Source organism: Amycolatopsis sp. NPDC051071, assembly GCF_040682875.1.
Lineage (GTDB): Bacteria > Actinomycetota > Actinomycetes > Mycobacteriales > Pseudonocardiaceae > Amycolatopsis.
In genome coordinates this window covers 1-18573 of the sequence record NZ_JBFBBY010000141.1, presented here as the reverse complement: position 1 = coordinate 18573, position 18573 = coordinate 1, and the positions used below count along the sequence as shown (strand labels likewise).

Sequence of the window (18573 nt, the reverse complement as noted above, 5' to 3'; positions counted from 1 at the left end):
TTCGTCCTCTAGTTGCGGTGGTTCGCACTACGTACTACCGCAACTAGAGGACGAAACGCGGGTGTACTTACTTGTGGGTAGCTTACTCCGGGTAGGTTGGGGTACCGTCCGAAAGCCGAAGGGCTCGGACGAGGAGGCAACGTGGCCAAGAACAGCGTGAACGGCAAGGTCGTCCTGATCACCGGCGCCGCGAGGGGCATCGGCGCGGGGCTCGCCGAACGCCTGGCCGCGCAAGGCGCGAAGGTCGCCTTGGTCGGCATCGAGGCGAAGGAGCAGAAGGCGGTCGCCGAGAAGATCGGCGCCAACGCCCGCGCCTGGGAAGCGGACGTCACCGACTGGGAGCAGCTCGAAACCGCCACCGCCGGCGTCGTCGAACACTTCGGGGGTATCGACGTCGTCATCGCGAACGCCGGCATCGCGACCTCCGGTTTCGTCCGTTCAGTGGACCCGGCCGCCTTCGAAAAAGTCATCGAGGTCGACCTCCTTGGCGTCTGGCGCACGTTCCGCGTCACCCTTCCGCATGTCATCGAGCGCAAGGGCTACCTGCTCGCGATCTCCTCGCTGGCCGCGATCACCCACGCCCCCGGCATGGCCAACTACGCCGCCGCGAAGGCCGGTGTCGAGGCGTTCTCCAACAGCCTCCGCGCCGAAGTCGCCCACCTCGGCGTGAAGGTCGGCGTCGCGCACCCGACCTGGATCCGCACCGACCTCGTCGAGAGCGCCGACAAGCACCCGGTCTTCGGCAAGCTCCGCACCGGCATGCCCGGCCTGCTCGGCAAGACCTACCCGCTGTCCGTCGCGCTCGACCTCCTCCAGGCCGGGATCAACAAACGCGCCCGCACCATCCACGTCCCGCGCTGGGTCGGCGGGCTCAAACTGATCCGCGCGTTCCTGCCGCCGATCATCGAGATCGGCGCGAAGAGCCGGATCAGGAAGGCCGACGCCGCCGCACTCGTGGACATCGAGCAGCGTGGCGCGTACGAATCTTCGATAACCGGTCAGGCAGGCCGGGCAGCTACGAAGAAGGGCTGACCACACCATGTCCCGTCGCGACCAGATCCGTATGACACCCGACGAACTCGCCGCGTACCTCGACGAGCAGAAGGTCATCAACGTCGCGACGATCGGGCCCAACGGCCGCCCCCATCTCGCCCCGCTCTGGTACTACCCGTACGAGTCCGGCGTCGCGACCTGGACCTACGGGTCGTCCCAGAAGGCCAAGAACCTGGAGCGTGACCCGCGCGCCACGGTGCTCATCGAGGACGGCGACGCCTACGACAAGCTCCGCGGGATCTCCCTCGAAGCCGACGTCGAGGTCATCACCGATACCCCGATCGTCACCCAGATGGGTATCACGCTCATGCAGCGCTACGCGGGCGCGAAGCCCGGCGACCCAGTGCCCGACGAACTCGCCGGCTTCATCGGCAAGCAGGCCGCGAAGCGGATCGGGCTGATCTTCAAGCCGACGAAGATCGTCAGCTGGGATCATTCGAAGCTCGGTGGAACATACTGACGAGTAAGTCGTACTAGAAAGTAACTGTTACTTCCGGTAACGTCATTCGCGCAGAACAAACCTCGACGCGGAGGGCACAAATGACCGAGCGATTCAAGGTCGTGATCGTGGGCACCGGATTCTCCGGGCTCGGCCAGGCCATCCAGCTCGAAAAGGCAGGCATCCGGGACTACGTGATCCTGGAGAAGGCGGACGAAGTCGGCGGTACGTGGCGCGACAACTCGTACCCCGGCTGCGCCTGCGACGTGCAGTCCCATATGTACTCGTTCTCCTACGAGCAGAACCCGGACTGGTCGCGCTCGTTCTCGCCGGCGCCGGAGATCTTCCAGTACCTCAAGGACGTCACCGGTAAGTACCGGCTGCGGGACAAGATCCGGTTCGGCGTCGAACTCACCGGCGCGGACTGGGACGAGACCGCGCGCCGCTGGCACGTCCACACCAAATCGGGGCAGGACATCGAGGCCCAGTTCGTCGTCTCCGGCGTCGGCGGCCTGCACATCCCGCAGGTCCCGAAGCTGCCAGGGATCGAGAAGTTCAAGGGTCAGACCTGGCATTCCGCACAGTGGAACCACGAATACGACCTGCGCGGCAAGAAGGTCGCCGTGGTCGGCACCGGCGCCAGCGCGGTCCAGTTCGTGCCGGAGATCGCGCCCGAGGTCGCCGAACTGACGCTGTTCCAGCGCACACCGCCGTGGATCATGCCGAAACCCGACCACGCCATGCCCGGCTGGGCCAAAACCGCGTTCCGGCGGGTCCCCGGCGTGCAACGGCTCTACCGCAACGCGCTGTACTGGTTCCTCGAAGCACGGGCGATCGGCTTCAACGGCCACCCCGCGCTGATGAAGGCCGGCGAGCTGATCGCGCGGCGGCATATCGGCCGCGCCATCAAGAATTCCGCGCTGCGCGAGAAGGTCACCCCCGACTACACCATGGGCTGCAAGCGGGTGCTGATCTCCAACGACTACTATCCGGCGCTCAACCGGTCCAATGTGGACGTCAACACCGAAGGCGTCCGTGAGATCAAGGCGCACAGCGTCGTCGACGGGAACGGCGTCGAGCACGAGGTCAACGCGATCGTCTACGGCACCGGTTTCAAGGTCACGGACGCACTGGAATACCTGGACATCACCGGGATCGACGGCCGTGATCTCGCCAAGGAATGGGCCACCGAGGGGATGCGCACCCATAAGGGCATCAGCGTCTCCGGTTTCCCCAACCTGTTCTTCCTCCTCGGCCCGAACACCGCGCTGGGCCACAACTCCGTGGTGTTCATGATCGAATCGCAGGCACGTTACGTCGTCGACGCGATCAAGCTCGCCGACTCGCGCGGCGCCGCGGCGCTCGACGTCCGGCCTGGCGTGCAGGAGAAGTTCCAGCGCGACATCCAGGGCAAGCTGGTCAAGGGCGTGTGGACCCAGGGCGGTTGCAAGAGCTGGTACCTCGACGCGAAGGGGGTCAACCGGACGATCTGGCCCGGCTTCACCTGGCGCTACTGGCTCGAAACCCGCAAGGTCGACGCGAGCGACTACGAACTCAGCGGGAGGTCGTCGTGACGGACCACGAGCAGATCGTCCTGCACGCACGCGACGTCGAATTCGACTGGGCGTCGCTGCCGATGCACTGGATCCCCGGCGAACCGCAGGCCACCCACACGATCAACGTGCTGCACCTGGCGCTGCCCGAGGGCGAACGCTGGTTCGTCGAGGTCTTCAAGCAGGCCGTGCCGCTGATCCGCGACGAGCGGCTCAAGGAGGACGTCCTCGGCTTCATCGGCCAGGAGGCCATGCACGCCGAGGCGCACGACGGCGCCGCCGGGCACCTCGAAGCGGCGGGCGTGAACGTGCGGCCGTACATCGCGCAGATGGAGTGGATGTTCCGCCGTCTGCTCGGTGACCGCCCGCTGTCCGCCAAACGGCGGGAAGAATGGTTGATCGAACGGCTCGCCATCATCGCCGCGATCGAGCACTACACCGCGTTCCTAGGCCAGTGGATCCTCGACGCCAAGGAACTCGACGCCGTGGACGCCGACCCGACGATGCTGGATCTCCTGCGCTGGCACGGCGCGGAAGAGGTCGAGCACCGCTCCGTCGCCTTCGACCTGTTCATGCACCTCGACGGCCGTTACGGGCGCCGCGTGCGCAGCATGCTCGTGGTGACCCCGGTGCTCGCGTGGGTCTTCTTACGCGGCACCAGGTTCCTCATGAAGAACGACCCGGCCCGGCCGGGCAAGACAAGTTTCAAGACATATCTGCGAGTGGCGAAACGCGGTTTGCTGCCGTCGGGCAGGCAACTGCGGCGTGAGATCCGGCCGTACTTCCGGAAGTCTTATCACCCCACCGAAACCGGCAGTACCGACCAAGCCGTCGCGTACCTTGCGAGCTCCCCGGCCGCGCTGGCGGCCGACGAACCACGATGACGCGCCCGCTGCGGCTCGACGGCAGCGGGCGGACCGACCGCGTGATGGCGTCGCTGACCGGCGTCGTCGCGGTGTATCGCAGGCTCAGCGGGGTCAGCGGGCGCCGTCGTCCGCCAGTGCTCGCCGTCGACCGCGATCTGCCGCTGATCGTCGACGACCTCCGCGTCGAGGCCGAAGGTGTCGTCAGCCTGCGTTTGGTGCACGAACGCGGCGAACTGCTGCCGTCTTGGCGGCCGGGTGCGCACCTCGACCTCGCCCCACGGCCGGGGCTGGTCCGGCAGTACTCCCTGTGCGGCGACCTGGACGACCGCTCGGCCTACCGCGTCGGCGTCCGGTTGTCAGGCGAGGGATCGACGGCGGTGCACGCCTTGAAGAAGGGCGCGCGGATCACCGCGCGCGGACCACGCAACGCGTTTCCTTTCGTGGCGAGCCCGGCGTACCTGTTCATCGCGGGCGGCATCGGGATCACGCCGATCCTGCCGATGGTGCGGCAAGCGGCCGCGTCCGGCGCGAACTGGCGGCTGGTCTACACCGGCCGCGATCTGGCTTCCATGCCGTTTCTGGATGAATTGTCCGAATTCGGGGACCGTGTCTGGATTCGTCCGGATACGGACTACGGGATCCCCGCCTCGGGCGCGGAACTGCTCGAAGGGGCAGAAAAGAGTGCCCCGATTTACTGCTGTGGGCCGATTCCGATGATCGTCGGCGTCCGGACGGACGCGGCTTCGCGGACGTCCGGGCCGGTGTTCTTCGAGCGGTTCTCGACGCCGCCGCTCGTCGGCGGCAAGCCGTTCCGGGTCACGCTGGCCCGCAGTGGCCGGACACTGGACGTACCCGCCGACCGGACAATCCTCGACGTCCTGCGTGAAACCGTGCCTGGCATCGCCTATTCGTGCCGCCAGGGGTTCTGCGGGACCTGCGAGCTGCCGACGGTGACCGGCGACCGCGTCCGGGTCTGCGTCGAACGCGAGCCGGTCACCCTCGATCTCTGATACTTCAGGCTTCTTGCGGCAGCCAGGCACCGATGACCGGCTTGAACTCGCGGACGATCCGCTCCGCGACAACGCCTTCGAGGTGATAAGGATCCTGGTTGATGATCTCGAGCAACGCGGTCTCGTCGGCCGCCTGGTAGAGCGAGACGCCGCCGGAGCCGTCTCCCAGCGGGCCGCCGAGCGCGACAACACCCTGGTCAGCGAGGTCGGAGAGGAACTCCCGGTGCCGCGGCCGCACGTCTTCCAGCTTTTCTCGCACGTACCGGATCTCCACCAGGAACCAGGCCATCGACGTCTCCCAAGATCGCTTCAACAGTGCCGCCACAGACGCTATCCGACTCCGGAACACGTTCTCAGGATCCGATCAGGCAGAGGTCTCGCCCTACCCGATACGCTGATCGGGCGCCACGCACAGGTTGTGCTTCAAAGGGGTAAATGAACAGGTAGGGGTACATGCTCGAGGGCAACGCGGAACGCAGTGTCGAGGTGACCCTCGGCCATCTGCGCACCATGGACGGACCGGTCACGCCACCACCTCCTGCGGCACCGCTGACCCTTGAGGATCTCTATCGCCAGCATCGGATGCGGCTCGTCCGGCTGGCCATCCTGCTCGTGGACGAACCGGCAACGGCCGAGGACGTCGTCCAGGAGGCGTTCACCGGGCTCCATCGCAACTGGGGAAAGCTGCGGGACGCCGCCGCGGCCGTCGGCTATCTGCGCACCGCGGTGGTCAACGGATCACGCAGTGTGCTGCGCCGCCGCAAGACCGCCCGCGAGTACGTCGCGCCGCACGCCGTCAACGCGCGTTCGGCCGAAAGCCTCGCCATGCTGTCGAGTGAACATCAGGCCGTTGTGAGCGCTTTGTCCAAACTGCCGCCCCGCCAGCGCGAAGTTCTCGTGCTCCGTTACTACGGTGGGTTGAGTGAGGCCGAGATTTCCGAGGCCGCCGGCATTTCGAAAGGTACCGTGAAGTCAACCGCCAGCCGGGCGCTGGAGGCGCTGCAGAAAGCAATGCAGTCGCCGAACTGACACCCGGCTTTAATCTCGACCGCTGGGTTGTGCCGCCATGCTTGGTCCAGACCAATATATGCTGGGGGGCGTGAGTGGCGCCGGAGATTTCTTGATCGTGGGCGGCCGGGTCGTCGCCCCGGACCGTGTACTCGACGACGGCTGGCTGATTGTCGCCGGCGGCAAGATCGTCCAAGTCGGTTCCGGGACACCCCCGGACGTCGGCAGTCTCGACTATGTCGACGCGGACGGGTGCCTGATCGTACCCGGCTTCATCGACACCCACTGCCACGGCGGTGGGGGCGGATCGTTCTCCAGTGCGAACCCCGAGGAGCTGCTCCGCGCCGTGCGCGCGCATCGGCGTCACGGGACCACGACCATGCTCGGCAGCCTCGTCTCCGACCCCATTTCGGTGCTCAGAGACCAGATCGCGGCCCTTCGGGAGCTGGTCCAAGAGGGTGAACTTGCCGGTATTCACCTCGAAGGCCCCTTCATCTCGAAGGCGCGCTGCGGAGCGCACGACCCGGCGACGCTGATCGAGCCGGACACGGCGACGGTCAACGCGTTGCTCGGCGCGGGCCGCGGCGACATCCGGATGGTCACCCTCGCCCCCGAACTGCACGGCGGGATCAAGGCAGTCCGCCAGCTGGCCGAATCGGGCGTCATCGCCGCCATCGGGCATACGGACGGCGTCGAAGACCAGATCATCCCCGCGATAGACGCGGGTGCCTCGGTCGCGACGCACCTCTTCAACGCCATGCGGCCACTCCACCACCGGGAGCCCGGCCCGATCGGCGCCCTCCTCGACGACGAGCGGATCACCGTCGAACTGATCTGCGACCTCGTCCACGTGCACCCGACGGTGCTGCGGCTGGCCGCGCGCCACGCGGGCAAGGGCCGCACGGTGCTCATCACCGACGCGATGTCGGCCACCGACGCCGCCGACGGAAGCTACATCCTCGGCCGCCTGGAGGTCGACGTCCGCGACGGTGTCGCCACGCTGGCCGGGAACGGTTCACTCGCCGGCAGCACGCTGACCATGGACGCGGCTTTCCGCAACCTGGTCCGCGGCGCGGGCATCAACCTGCTCGACGCCGTCCGCGCGACGTCCGGCAGACCTGCCGAACTGCTCGGCATCGCCGACCGGACCGGCTCGCTGCGTGCCGGGCTCGCGGCCGACGTCGTGGTGCTCGACCGCGACCTGCGGCCGGTAAAGGTCCTGCGCCAGGGCGAATGGGTCACCGAGGCGGCTGCGGCTACATTGAGCGCCACGGCCCCGCTGGGCAGCGCGGTCGAAGGCGGTGTGTCGGTCAGCGACGGGTAGCGGCGAAGGGAGTCCGGATGAGCGAGCCCAAGGACCCGGAGAAGCTCCTGTCCGATGCCTTGCGCGCTCAAGCCGTCTTCGCGCCTTCAGCCGAACGGATCACCGAGGCCTCCGCCGAGAACCCGGTCAAATCGGACACCGAGAGTGATCCGGACGAGCCGGAGACTCCGGAGGCCTCTCCGGGAGAACACGAGCTGCCACTCCAGTACGGCTTGCTTTCCGGCGCCAGCGCCGACTCGCTCGAACGGGAGCGCGTCGCGCTGGAGAACGCGGAAACGGCCAGGCTGGCGGAGCGTCCGACACCGCCTCCGGCACCTTCGCCCGGCAGTGCGCCGTTGCCCGCGTACTGGGTGTTGCTGCTGGCTGTGCTGCTGGGGCTGGCCGCCGGATCGGTCGTCGGACTGCTCACGCTGATCTGAGGCGGCCTCTCCCGTCGGGTTAAGCGACTCAGCGTCACCCTGTACCGTTTTGGTGTGATCCTGGCGCAGAACAACGTGACGACGATGGGCCTCCTGCCGGAGTGGCTGGACCCGATGCACCTGCTGAGCGGGCTGACGGTCCCGGTCATCGCCGTGCTCTGCCTGATCATCTTCATCGAAAGCAGCATCTTCCCGGTGCTGCCCGGTGACTCCCTCCTGTTCACCGCGGGCCTGCTCATCGCGAGCGGCTCGATCGAAGCGCCGCTGTGGCTGGTCTGCGTGCTGGTCACGGTCGCCGCGCTGCTCGGCAACGCGCTCGGCTACGGCCTCGGCTGGAAGATCGGGCCCTGGCTGTTCCGGAAGCCCGACTCGAAGTTCTTCAACAAGAAGTACGTCGACCAGACACACGCCTTCCTGGAGAAGCACGGTCCGAAGGCCGTCGTGCTGGCGCGGTTCGTGCCGTTCGTGCGGACGTTCATCACCTGGATCGCCGGCATCGGCAAGATGGACCCGAAGAAGTACTTCACCTACACCGTCATCGGCGGCATCCTGTGGGCCGCCGGGATCACCGCGCTCGGGCATCTGCTCGGCGACATCCCGTTCATCCGGGACAACATCGACTCGATCTTTATCCTGATCGTGCTGATCTCCGTGGTGCCGATCGTGATCGAGTACCTGAAGGCCCGCCGCGAGAAGAAGCACGCTCCGGCCGCTCCGGCCGCGGACATGGACGCGACGCAGCAGATCCCGCGCGTGCGCGACTGACCCCTCTCGCCACCCTTTCCCGTGGGACCAATCGGCGCACCTAGAGCGAGAACATCGAGCCGGGGTTGAAGAGGCCCTGCGGGTCGAGAGCCTGCTTGATCTGGCGATGGACGCGAAGGCCGACTTCGCCGATTTCCCGCGCGAGCCACTCGCGCTTGATCTTGCCGACGCCGTGTTCGCCGGTGACAGTCCCGCCCAGCGACAGCCCGACCTCCAGGATCGCGTCGAAGGCCTTCTGCGCGCGGGCGAATTCGTCCTCGGAGTCCGGCGAGTAGACGATCGTCGGGTGCATGTTGCCGTCGCCGGCGTGCCCCACGACGGCGATCCGCAGCCCGACCTCCTGGCTGATCCGTTCGCAACCGGCGATCAGTTCGGCGATCCGGGTGCGCGGCACGCAGACGTCATCGGTCAGCCAGACGCCGTACAGCTCCAGCGCGTTGAGCACGACCCGCCGCGCCTGCAGCAGCATCTTGCCCTCTTCGAGATCGTCGGTGGCGTAGGCCAGGCCCGCGCCGCAGTCGACGCAGATCTGTTCCAGCGCCGCGAGTTCCCGCCGCGCGACCTCGCCGCCGGAGTCGGATTGCGCGAGCAGCAAGGCCTTGCAGTCCGAACCCGCGCCGAGGTCGGTCTTGAGGTAGGCCTCGGCGGCCTTGATGGACGTCGCGTCCATGATCTCCAGAAGCGACGGCACCAGCCCTTCGCGCACGACCCGCGCGACGGCTTCACCGGCGGCCTCCGTGCTGCCGAAGCCCGCGACGAACGTGGAAGGCAACTGCGGCAACGGTTTCAGCGCGAGGGTCGCCTGGGTGATGACGCCGAGCGTGCCCTCGCTGCCGACGAAGAGCCGGGCGAGGTCGTAGCCCGCGACCCCCTTCACCGTGCGGCGCCCGGTCTTCAGCAATGACCCGTCGGCGAGCACGACTTCCAGTCCCAGCACGGAATCCGTGGTGACGCCGTACTTCACGCAACACAATCCGCCGGCGTTCGTCGAGAGGTTTCCGCCGAGGGTGCACCAGTCGTAGCTGGAGGGGTCCGGCGGATAGAACAGGCCGTGCTTTTCCACCGCGCCGCGGAAATCGAGGTTGACCACGCCGGGCTGGACGACGGCGAGCCGGTTGCCCGCGTCGATTTCGACGATCTGGTCGAGTTTGGTCAGCACCAGCACGACACAGCCGTCGATCGCGTTCGCGGCGCCGGACAGACCACTGCCGGCGCCGCGGGGCACGATCGGCACCCCGAACTCCGCACAGGCCTTGACGACGGCCTGCACACCCTCCACATCGGACGGAAGCACCACCGCGAGTGGCTTGCCCACCGGGGCCAGCGGCATCATGTCGCGCGAATACGCGTCCGTGACGTCGGAGTCGGTGAGCACCGCGGCCTTGCCGAGATGCTCGCGGAGCCGGGTGACCAAGGCGTCGTCGCTCATGCCCTCATCGTAAGCCCAACTAGATCCGCACTGCGGAATCTTTTTTCCGATTGAGCAGAAGGTAGGCCTGAATACCTGTATAGACGAGCACGGCGGTGCCCGCCCATGCGGTGACGTGCACGCCCTGGGTGAAGGCCTCGCGAGCCGACTCCAGGAGCGCCTGCCCGTCACTCGGCGCCATCTGCTGCGCGGTGGCGACGGCGCCGCCGAGCGTGTCGCGTGCGGACTCGGGCGTGCCCTCCGGCAGGCCGGCGCGGTAGACCGCCGTCGCGACACTGCCGAGAATCGCGGTACCGAGTGCGCCACCCAGCTCGAACCCGGTCTCGGAGATCGCCGACGCGGCACCCGCCCGCTCGGCAGGGGCGGCCGAGATGACGAGGTCGTTCGTCAGCGTCTCCGACAGGGCGACCCCGCCCCCGAGCAGCGTGAACGACACCACGACGTACGCGAGTCCGCCGCCGGACGAGACCTGCGTCAGCGCCAGGAACCCGACCGCGCCGATCAAGAGACCGACACTGACCAGCACGGACACCCGGATCCGCTTCGCGAGCCAGGCCGCGAGAAGCGCACCGAGGATACCCGCGACCGTCGCCGGGAGCATCCACAGCGCGGCGACGACCGGCTTGAGCCCGAGCACCAGCTGCAGATACTGCGGCACCAGGAACAGCAGGCCGACCATGGCGAACACGCCGAGCATGTTCGTCACGACGGAGCCGCTGAAGGCCCGGTTCGAGAACAGCTTCAGGTCGAGCATCGGCTCGTCGAGGTGGTGCTGCCTGCGGATGAACACGAAGCCGAGTGCGAGACCGGCCAGGATGCTGATCGCGGCCGTGAGGGTGACGCCGTGTTCGGCGATCAGCTTGATGCCGTAGACCACCGGCAGCATCGCGGCCAGCGAGAGCAGCGCCGACAACGGGTCGAAACGGCCCGGCTTCGGGTCACGCGCCTCCGGCAGCACGAACGGCCCGACGACGAGCAGCAGCACCATGACCGGGACGTTGATGAGGAACACCGAACCCCACCAGAAGTGCTCCAGCAGCCAGCCGCCGAGCACCGGCCCGACCGCCATCCCACCGGAGAACCCGGCACTCCACACCGCGATCGCGACCCGGCGCTGTTTGGGGTCGACAAAGATGCTGCGGATCAGCGACAGCGTCGACGGCATCAGCGTCGCGCCACCGACACCGAGCAGCGCCCGGGCGATGATCAGCATGAACGCGCTGGTCGAGAAGGCCGCGAGCACCGACGCGGCACCGAACGCCGCGGCACCCATGAGCAGCAGCTTCCGGCGCCCGATGCGGTCGCCGAGGGTGCCCATCAGCACCAGCAGACCCGCGAGCATGAACGAGTAGATGTCGACGATCCACAACTGCTCCGCACCGGTCGGCGCCAGATCCTCGGACAGGAACGGCAGCGCGAACCCGAGCACCGTCATGTCCACGCTGATCAACAGCACCGGAAGCACCAGTACCGCCAACGCCGACCACTGCTTGCGCCCCGCCATGGCGCACTCTCCTTTAGCTAAACCGTCTGGACGGTATAGTTACCGGCCTTGTTCGAAGATAAACCGTCTGGACGGTATAGTCAACTTTTATGGCGAAGCCCTCCGCGAAGGAACGCGTCCTCGACGCCTACGAGGAGATACTCATCGAGCAAGGCCCCGGCGGGGTCACGCTCGAAGCCGTCGCCGCGCGGGCCGGGGTGTCCAAGGGCGGCCTGCTCTACCACTTCGGATCGAAGGACGCCCTGGTCGACGGCATGATGGCGCGGCTGGTCACACTGTCGGACGAAGACCTGGAGCGCGCACGACAGGCGCCCGAAGGCGTCGTTTCGTATTACCTGCGCACCGCGATCACCGACGTCATGATGCGGGCGCCGCTGCACCGCACGACGATGGCGACCATCCGGATCCTGCTGAACGAACCGCAGGTCTCCGACGTCGTCCGGGTCTGTAACCAGCGGATTCACGACTTGATCAGTGAGAACGTCGACGACCCGCTGTCCGCGGAATTGATCATCCTGGTGGGTGACGGCCTCTACCTGCGCGCGGCGCTCGGCGGGGAAGACCCGACCTACCTGCTGGACCGGATCGACGAGATCAAAGCCCGCATCCAACGCTGACTACCGGCTCCGCGTTGTCGTGAGTGATTTGGGTCGTTCTAGCGAAGGGTGTTTAGGTACCTACGGCGGCGCGTGAAGGACCCCTTCCCTCGGCTCAGCCGAGGAAACTCGACCTTCACACCTTCCCCAAGTACATGAAGGCCCCCTTCCTGTACCTAGGCGCAAGCAAGGGGGCCTTCATGTACTTGGCAAGTAGTCGACTACTTGCGCTCGGCGTGGCGCGCAGCGCGTCCTTTGAGGGCGGCGGCGGGGGCATGGATGGAGCAAGCAAGGGGGCCTTCCTGCACTTCCGCTAGCAGGCGACTACTTGCGGTAAGTGCAGCTGTCCATCGATGTCCACTTCTGTCAGTGACCCATTAAGTCTAGTGGTGGACACCCATTTGTGTTAGTGACCCGGCACTCTACGCGTTAGTGGACCAAAATTGATTACGCTCCGTCCGGAATTGCCGACACTTTGCGGTCGTATTGGCCTTCGCGTAGCGCGATCGTAACCTCACGTGCTTAAGTGCGGGCCGAGTTCCCGCTAGTGTCGGCGGGCACACCGATCGTCCGCGGAGTTCGAGTTTCCGACCGACCGGACGGTGACTAAAACACCGAAATTCTCCTCAAGGGGTGCCAGATGCAGCAACTGCGGGTGACCCGAGCACGCCGTGTGGCCCTGATCGGGCTTGCCGGCGCACTCGCGGTCTCCATTTCCGCTTGTGCCGATTCGAAGCGTGAAGAAGGCGCAGGGGGTGGCTCGGGAGGCACCATGGTCTTCGGTGCCGCCGGTAACCCGAAGACGTTCGACCCGCTCTTCAACGACGACGGTGAGACCTTCCGCATCATCCGCCAGATGATGGACACCCTGATCATGAACAGGCCGGGGACCGCGGACCTCGAAGCCGGCCTTGCCGAGAAGTGGGAAGGCAGCAACGACGGCAAGACGTGGACCTTCAGCCTGAAGAAGGGCGTGAAGTTCCACGACGGCACCCCGTTCAACGCCGAAGCGGTCTGCTTCAACTTCAACCGCATGTTCAACATGAAGGGCGCGGCGGCCCAGAGCCAGATGATCTACTACGGCGACATCTTCGAGGGCTTCGCCAAGAACGAGGGTGACGCTTCCGGCGCCCCGGTGTTCAAGGACTGCCAGGCCAAGGACGAGTCGACCGCGATCCTGAACCTGAACAAGAACAAGGGCGCGTTCCCGGCGGCCTTCACGCTGCCGTCGTTCTCGATCCAGAGCCCGGACGCACTGAAGAAGTACAACGCCGACAACGTCACCCAGAGCGGTGACTCGTTCGCGTACCCCGAGTACGCGACGGCGCACCCGACCGGCACCGGCCCCTTCAAGTTCGACAGCTGGGACCAGGCCAAGGGTGAGATCACCCTGTCGAAGGCGACCGACTCACCGACCCAGACGGCCAAGCTCGACAAGCTGGTCTTCAAGGTCATCCCGGATGAGAACGCCCGCAAGCAGGCGCTGAAGGCAGGCGACATCCAGGGCTACGACTACCCGTCACCCGCGGACTACGGCCTGCTGCGCAACGACGGTGAGCAGGTGCTCATCCGCCCGTCGTTCAACCTCCTCTACCTGGGCATCAACCAGTCGGGCAACCCGAAGCTGAAGGAACTGAAGGTTCGCCAGGCGCTGGCCTACGGCATCAACCGTGAGCAGTTCGTCAAGAGCAAGCTGTCCGAGGGCTCCGAGGTCGCGACCCAGTTCGTCCCCAAGGCGATTTCCGGTTACACCGAAGACGTCACCAAGTACCCGTACGACCCGGACAAGGCCAAGCAGCTTCTCAAGGAAGCCGGCGCCGAGGGTCTCACGCTGAAGTTCTACTACCCGACCGAGGTCACCCGTCCGTACATGCCGAACCCGGCGGACACCTTCACCTCGATTTCCGAGGACCTGAAGAACATCGGCGTGAAGATCGAGCCGATCGCCAAGCCGTGGCAGGGTGGCTACAAGGACGACGTGCAGAAGTTCGGCAAGCAGGACCTGCACCTGCTCGGCTGGACCGGTGACTACAACGACGCCGGCAACTTCGTCGGCACGTTCTTCGGCCGTGAGAAGAAGGAGTTCGGCTTCAACAGCGCCGAGCTGTTCAGCGCACTCGCCGCCGCGGACTCCTCTCCCGCCGGTGAAGAGCACGCCAAGGCCTACCAGGTCGTGAACAAGCAGATCATGGAGTACCTGCCCGCGATCCCGATCGCGTACCCGACCCCGGGGCTCGTCGTGGGCCCGAAGGTGAAGGGCATGGTGGCCAGCCCGCTGACCGACGAGCGTTTCTACACCGTCACGGTCAACTGATCCACCACCACCAGTGACCGCAGGGGGTGGGCGCTACCGCGTCCGCCCCCTCGGCCCATTCCCGGGCTGGCAACAAAGGAACGCACGTGCTCCGTTTTCTCGTGCGTCGGCTGCTACAAGCGATACCGACGCTCTTGATCCTGTCCATTTTGATCTTCGCCTGGCTCCGGTCGCTCCCCGGTGGCCCCGCCGGCGCCCTCTTGGGCGACAAGGCGACCCCGGAGAAGATCGCCGACCTCAACCGGATCCTCGGCCTCGACGATCCGATCTTCATCCAGTACTTCAAATTCCTCGGCCGGGCAATCACCGGTGACTTCGGCAACTCGCTGGTCTCCGCCCAGCCGGTCATGTCGGAGATCGGGAACTTCCTTCCCGCCACTCTCGAACTCGGCCTGTGCGCGATGCTCATCGCGGTATGCCTCGGCATCCCGTTCGGCTATCTGTCCGCCCGGTTCCGCGGCGGGGCTGTCGACAACGTCATCATCGTGCTCACCCTGATCGGCGTCGCCGTGCCGGTGTTCTTCCTCGGTTACATGATGCAGGACGTGCTGGCCGCCCCGCTGGGACTTCCCTCGCAGGGCCGCCAGATGGCCGGACTCGACGCCACCACCGTCACCGGTTTCGCGGTCTTCGACGGCATTATCACCCAGGAATGGGACGCCGCCTGGGACGCGATCACCCACCTGATCCTCCCGGCGTTCGCGCTGGCCACGATCCCGCTCGCGGTGATCACCCGGATCACCCGTGCGTCGGTGCTGGACGTGCTGAACGAGGACTTCATCCGTACGGCCAACTCCAAGGGCCTGACCCAGCCGGTCGTCCGGCGCCGTCACGTGCTCCGCAACGGCCTGCTGCCGGTGGTCACCACCATCGGCCTGCAGACCGGCGCGCTGCTGGGTGGCGCCGTGCTGACCGAGCGGGTGTTCAACTTCCGCGGCCTCGGCTTCCTGCTCGCCGAAGGCATCGAGCGGCGTGACTACCCGCGTCTTCAGGCGTTGCTGCTGTTCGGCGCGCTGGTCTACGTGCTGGTGAACATGCTGGTCGACGTCTCGTACGGGCTCATCGACCCGAGGGTGCGTGTCCGATGAACACATTGCTGAACAAGAAGAAGGAGCCGATCGACAAGCTCGCCGCGTCGTCGGCGAAGGGGCACAGTCTCGGTGGCGAGGCGCTGCGCCGGATGCTGCGGAGCCCGGTGGCCATCATCGGCGCCGTGATTACCGGCCTGTTCCTGCTGGTGGCCATCTTCGCGCCACTCCTCGCGCCGAAGGACCCCTACGAGCGGTATCTGCAGAGCGAGGTCATCCTCGGCCAGGGCATCATCCCCGGTGCGCAGGCCGGTTTCCCGCTCGGTGTCGACGACTTCGGCCGTGACTACCTTTCGCGGCTGCTTGTCGGTGCCCAGAACACCCTGCTGGTCGGTGTGCTCGCGACGGTCATCGGTGTCGTGGTCGGCATGCTCATCGGCGGTCTCGCCGGCGCGTTCGGCGGCTGGGTCGACACGGTGCTGATGCGCCTCGTCGACGTCATGCTGTCGGTGCCGTCGCTGCTGCTGGCGATCTCGGTCGCCGCGCTGTTCCAGAAGCCGAGCCAGTGGACCGTGATCGTGGCCGTGTCGATGGTCGGCGTGCCGATCTTCGCGCGGTTGCTGCGTGGTTCGATGCTCGTGCAACGAAGCAGCGATCACGTGCTCGCGGCGACGTCGCTCGGCGTCAAACGCGGGACGATCGTGCTGCGGCATATGCTGCCGAACTCACTCGGCCCGGTCATCGTGCAGGCCACGCTGACCCTGGCGACCGCGATCCTCGAGGCGGCGGCGCTGTCGTTCCTCGGTCTCGGCGACCCGGACCCGAACCGGGCGGAATGGGGAATCATGCTGAGCCGCAGCGCTCGGCAGTTCCTCGACATCCGCCCCGAGCTCGCGTACTACCCGGCCATCGCGATCATCATCGTCGCGCTCGGGTTCACGTTGCTCGGCGAGTCTCTGCGGGAAGCCCTCGATCCGAAGAACAGGCGGTGATTTTCTGATGGCACTCCTCGAAGTACGCGACCTCAAGGTCGTTTTCCAGCGGCGCGGTGAGAAGCCGTTCACCGCGGTGGACGAGGTCAGTTTCGACGTCGAACCGGGCCAGACGGTCGGCCTGGTCGGCGAGTCCGGTTGCGGTAAGTCCGTGACGTCCCTGGCGATCATGCGGCTGCTCGCGAAACGCGGCAACAAGGTCAGCGGTTCGGTGTCTTTCGAAGGCGCCGACCTGCTTCGCCTGCCGGACAAGGAAATGCGGGACCGCCGGGGCCGTGACCTCGGTATGGTGTTCCAGGACCCGCTGTCCTCGCTGAACCCGGTCATCCCGATCGGGCTGCAGATCACCGAGGTGCTGGAGCGGCATCGCGGCATGTCGCGCAAGGTGGCGTCGAAAGAGGCCATCGAACTGCTGGACAAGGTCGGCATCCCCGACCCGTCACGGCGGCTTTCCGAGTACCCGCACCAGCTTTCCGGCGGGATGCGGCAGCGTGCGCTGATCGCGATCGCGCTGGCGTGCCGTCCGCGGCTGCTCATCGCCGACGAGCCGACCACCGCGCTCGACGTGACGATCCAGGCGCAGATCCTCGCGTTGCTGCGGGAACTGGTGCAGGACACCGGGACCGCGCTGATCATGATCACGCACGACCTCGGGGTCGTCGCCGGTCTTTGTGACGAGGTCAACGTGCTCTACGGCGGCAAGATCGTCGAGCGGGCCGAGCGGCACGCGTTGTTCGCCGAGCCGCGGCATCCGTACACGCACGGCCTGCTCGCCTCGATCCCGCGTCTCGACGCAGGCCGCGGCGAGAAACTGGTCCCCATCAAGGGATCCGTCGCCGACAACATCCCGTGGGACGGCGGCTGCGCCTTCGCGCCCCGCTGCCCGAACGCTCTCGGCGTATGCCGGGAGGTTTCACCGCGGCTGACCCCCGATCGCGGTGGTCTGCTGCGCTGCCACAACCCGGTGGTCCCGGCCGTGGCCGCACGAGGAGGGGCCCGATGACGCATACGGTACCGCCGCAGGAGGTGCTGCTCGAGGTCAACGACCTCAAGGTGCACTTCCCGATCAAACGCGGCATCGTGGTCGACCGGACGATTGGGCACGTGTACGCCGTCGACGGCGTCGACCTGGCCATCCGCAAGGGTGAAACCTATGGCCTGGTCGGGGAATCCGGCTGCGGGAAGTCCACTTTGGGCAGGGCGATCCTCCGGCTGACCGAGCTGACGAACGGCAACGTCGTCTTCGACGGCACGGACGTCGCCGGGCTCAAGGGCGAGGAACTGCGCAAGGCACGCCGCCGGATGCAGATGGTCTTCCAGGACCCGATGTCCTCTTTGGACCCTCGGCAGTCCGTGGAATCCATTCTGACGGAAGGCATGAAGGCGCACGGCCTCGACAAGGACAAGGAAGCGACGGCCAAGCGGCTACGCGAACTCCTTTCCGCCGTCGGACTTCCGGAGTCCTCGCTGCGGAAGTACCCGCACGAGTTCTCCGGCGGTCAGCGTCAGCGCATCGGCATCGCGCGGGCACTCGCCGTCGAGCCGGACCTGATCGTCGCCGACGAACCGGTGTCCGCGCTGGACGTCTCGGTGCAGGCGCAGGTGGTCAACCTGCTGGAAGACCTGCAGGACAAGCTCGGGCTCACCTACCTGGTGATCGCGCACGACCTCGCGGTGGTGCGGCATATCTCCGACCGCATCGGCGTGATGTACCTCGGCTCGCTGGTCGAAGAGGCCGACGCCGACGCGCTGTACGAGAACCCGCTGCACCCGTACACGCGGGCGCTGCTCTCGGCGATCCCCGTGCCGGACCCGGTGGTGGAGGACAGCCGGGAGCAGATCCTGCTCGCCGGTGACCTGCCGTCGCCGGCGCGGCCGCCGTCCGGCTGCCGCTTCCACACGCGTTGCCCGTGGAAGCAGCAGAGCCTGTGCGACACCGACCGCCCGCAGCTGCGGGAGATCGGCACCGGGCACCGGGTCGCGTGCCACTACGCGGAGGACATCCGCGAGGGGCGGATCAAACCGCACGAGGTCAAGGCGGAACTCGTCGAGGCAGGGGACCTGAACCCCGACATCGGCGGACTCCCGGACGTGGGCTCGGCCGCCGAGATCCTCTAACTGTCGCGCGGTGGGTCGTGAGTGATTTGGGTCGTTAAGGCCGAGAGTGTCTTGGGTACCTACTGTCTCCTTGCCTAGGTACATGAAGGCCCCCTTCCTTGCGCCTAGCGCAAGGAAGGGGGCCTTCATGTACTGGGGAAGGTGTGAAGGTCGAG

At 66.5% G+C, this 18573-nt stretch carries 18 protein-coding genes; 15 read left to right on the top strand and 3 right to left on the bottom strand.

Annotation, left to right across the window (positions count from 1 at the left end; translation table 11 throughout):
* The first annotated feature begins 141 nt into the window (after positions 1-141).
* The 5 genes from AB0M65_RS32100 (at position 142) to AB0M65_RS32080 (ending at position 4921) form a co-directional block, all read left to right on the top strand.
* Positions 142-1032 (top strand): SDR family oxidoreductase, encoded by an 891-nt coding sequence (locus AB0M65_RS32100; protein WP_364036051.1) that lies wholly within the window; start codon positions 142-144, stop codon positions 1030-1032.
* Positions 1033-1039: 7 nt separating this feature from the next.
* Positions 1040-1513, top strand: coding sequence for a pyridoxamine 5'-phosphate oxidase family protein (locus AB0M65_RS32095; protein ID WP_364036048.1), 474 nt, complete (start codon positions 1040-1042; stop codon positions 1511-1513).
* An 80-nt stretch (positions 1514-1593) separates the two neighbouring features.
* Entirely contained in the window at positions 1594-3066 is a 1473-nt protein-coding gene (locus AB0M65_RS32090; protein WP_364036045.1) for an NAD(P)/FAD-dependent oxidoreductase, read from the top strand.
* On the top strand, positions 3063-3929 hold the full coding sequence (locus tag AB0M65_RS32085) for a metal-dependent hydrolase (protein WP_364036042.1): 867 nt from the start codon (positions 3063-3065) through the stop codon (positions 3927-3929). Before AB0M65_RS32090 ends, AB0M65_RS32085 begins: the two co-directional genes overlap by 4 nt.
* Complete coding sequence (locus tag AB0M65_RS32080; protein ID WP_364036039.1) at positions 3926-4921, top strand: PDR/VanB family oxidoreductase; 996 nt, start codon at positions 3926-3928, stop codon at positions 4919-4921. Before AB0M65_RS32085 ends, AB0M65_RS32080 begins: the two co-directional genes overlap by 4 nt.
* Before the next feature lie 4 nt (positions 4922-4925).
* Here the strand turns inward: AB0M65_RS32080 and AB0M65_RS32075 are convergent, their stop codons facing one another.
* Complete coding sequence (locus tag AB0M65_RS32075; protein WP_364036057.1) at positions 4926-5210, bottom strand: YciI family protein; 285 nt, start codon at positions 5208-5210, stop codon at positions 4926-4928.
* A 164-nt stretch (positions 5211-5374) separates the two neighbouring features.
* On the opposite strand from AB0M65_RS32075, the gene AB0M65_RS32070 reads away from it, so the two are divergent.
* From AB0M65_RS32070 to AB0M65_RS32055, 4 genes are all read left to right on the top strand, one after another.
* On the top strand, positions 5375-5950 hold the full coding sequence (locus tag AB0M65_RS32070; RefSeq protein WP_101611345.1) for a SigE family RNA polymerase sigma factor: 576 nt from the start codon (positions 5375-5377) through the stop codon (positions 5948-5950).
* 91 nt (positions 5951-6041) lie between these two features.
* Positions 6042-7253, top strand: a complete 1212-nt coding sequence (nagA, locus tag AB0M65_RS32065; protein ID WP_364036054.1) for an N-acetylglucosamine-6-phosphate deacetylase — start codon at positions 6042-6044, stop codon at positions 7251-7253.
* A gap of 17 nt (positions 7254-7270) precedes the next feature.
* Positions 7271-7672 (top strand): hypothetical protein, encoded by a 402-nt coding sequence (locus tag AB0M65_RS32060; RefSeq protein ID WP_364036036.1) that lies wholly within the window; start codon positions 7271-7273, stop codon positions 7670-7672.
* 54 nt (positions 7673-7726) lie between these two features.
* Positions 7727-8437 carry a VTT domain-containing protein gene (locus AB0M65_RS32055; RefSeq protein WP_364036033.1) on the top strand — a complete coding sequence of 237 codons (711 nt, stop codon included), beginning with the start codon at positions 7727-7729 and terminating at the stop codon, positions 8435-8437.
* Positions 8438-8477: 40 nt separating this feature from the next.
* Here the strand turns inward: AB0M65_RS32055 and AB0M65_RS32050 are convergent, their stop codons facing one another.
* Both AB0M65_RS32050 and AB0M65_RS32045 read right to left on the bottom strand, forming a co-directional pair.
* Positions 8478-9866, bottom strand: coding sequence for an FAD-linked oxidase C-terminal domain-containing protein (locus AB0M65_RS32050; RefSeq protein ID WP_364036030.1), 1389 nt, complete (start codon positions 9864-9866; stop codon positions 8478-8480).
* 19 nt (positions 9867-9885) lie between these two features.
* Positions 9886-11370: an MFS transporter gene (locus tag AB0M65_RS32045; RefSeq protein WP_364036027.1), complete on the bottom strand. Its 1485-nt coding sequence runs from the start codon at positions 11368-11370 to the stop codon at positions 9886-9888.
* Between the two features lie 89 nt (positions 11371-11459).
* Here AB0M65_RS32045 and AB0M65_RS32040 point away from each other — a divergent pair, with 89 nt between their 5' ends.
* The 6 genes from AB0M65_RS32040 (at position 11460) to AB0M65_RS32015 (ending at position 18418) form a co-directional block, all read left to right on the top strand.
* Positions 11460-11987 carry a TetR/AcrR family transcriptional regulator gene (locus AB0M65_RS32040; RefSeq protein WP_364036024.1) on the top strand — a complete coding sequence of 176 codons (528 nt, stop codon included), beginning with the start codon at positions 11460-11462 and terminating at the stop codon, positions 11985-11987.
* Positions 11988-12738: 751 nt separating this feature from the next.
* Positions 12739-14280, top strand: a complete 1542-nt coding sequence (locus AB0M65_RS32035) for an ABC transporter substrate-binding protein (protein ID WP_364036021.1) — start codon at positions 12739-12741, stop codon at positions 14278-14280.
* Between the two features lie 86 nt (positions 14281-14366).
* Positions 14367-15368 carry an ABC transporter permease gene (locus tag AB0M65_RS32030; protein ID WP_364036018.1) on the top strand — a complete coding sequence of 334 codons (1002 nt, stop codon included), beginning with the start codon at positions 14367-14369 and terminating at the stop codon, positions 15366-15368.
* Positions 15365-16300, top strand: a complete 936-nt coding sequence (locus tag AB0M65_RS32025; RefSeq protein ID WP_364036015.1) for an ABC transporter permease — start codon at positions 15365-15367, stop codon at positions 16298-16300. The genes AB0M65_RS32030 and AB0M65_RS32025 overlap by 4 nt, the downstream gene beginning before the upstream one ends.
* Positions 16301-16307: 7 nt before the next feature.
* Positions 16308-17303, top strand: coding sequence for an ABC transporter ATP-binding protein (locus AB0M65_RS32020; RefSeq protein ID WP_364036012.1), 996 nt, complete (start codon positions 16308-16310; stop codon positions 17301-17303).
* Positions 17300-18418: an oligopeptide/dipeptide ABC transporter ATP-binding protein gene (locus AB0M65_RS32015; protein ID WP_364036009.1), complete on the top strand. Its 1119-nt coding sequence runs from the start codon at positions 17300-17302 to the stop codon at positions 18416-18418. Before AB0M65_RS32020 ends, AB0M65_RS32015 begins: the two co-directional genes overlap by 4 nt.
* The last annotated feature ends 155 nt before the right edge of the window (positions 18419-18573 follow it).

Coding starts and splice junctions, on each gene's coding strand:
- AB0M65_RS32095 (WP_364036048.1), top strand. CDS start 1,040: ATGTCCCGTCGCGACCAGATCCGTATGACACCCGACGAACTCGCCGCG.
- AB0M65_RS32090 (WP_364036045.1), top strand. CDS start 1,594: ATGACCGAGCGATTCAAGGTCGTGATCGTGGGCACCGGATTCTCCGGG.
- AB0M65_RS32080 (WP_364036039.1), top strand. CDS start 3,926: ATGACGCGCCCGCTGCGGCTCGACGGCAGCGGGCGGACCGACCGCGTG.
- AB0M65_RS32075 (WP_364036057.1), bottom strand. CDS start 5,210: ATGGCCTGGTTCCTGGTGGAGATCCGGTACGTGCGAGAAAAGCTGGAA.
- AB0M65_RS32070 (WP_101611345.1), top strand. CDS start 5,375: ATGCTCGAGGGCAACGCGGAACGCAGTGTCGAGGTGACCCTCGGCCAT.
- AB0M65_RS32060 (WP_364036036.1), top strand. CDS start 7,271: ATGAGCGAGCCCAAGGACCCGGAGAAGCTCCTGTCCGATGCCTTGCGC.
- AB0M65_RS32050 (WP_364036030.1), bottom strand. CDS start 9,866: ATGAGCGACGACGCCTTGGTCACCCGGCTCCGCGAGCATCTCGGCAAG.
- AB0M65_RS32045 (WP_364036027.1), bottom strand. CDS start 11,370: ATGGCGGGGCGCAAGCAGTGGTCGGCGTTGGCGGTACTGGTGCTTCCG.
- AB0M65_RS32040 (WP_364036024.1), top strand. CDS start 11,460: ATGGCGAAGCCCTCCGCGAAGGAACGCGTCCTCGACGCCTACGAGGAG.
- AB0M65_RS32035 (WP_364036021.1), top strand. CDS start 12,739: ATGGTCTTCGGTGCCGCCGGTAACCCGAAGACGTTCGACCCGCTCTTC.
- AB0M65_RS32025 (WP_364036015.1), top strand. CDS start 15,365: ATGAACACATTGCTGAACAAGAAGAAGGAGCCGATCGACAAGCTCGCC.
- AB0M65_RS32020 (WP_364036012.1), top strand. CDS start 16,308: ATGGCACTCCTCGAAGTACGCGACCTCAAGGTCGTTTTCCAGCGGCGC.
- AB0M65_RS32015 (WP_364036009.1), top strand. CDS start 17,300: ATGACGCATACGGTACCGCCGCAGGAGGTGCTGCTCGAGGTCAACGAC.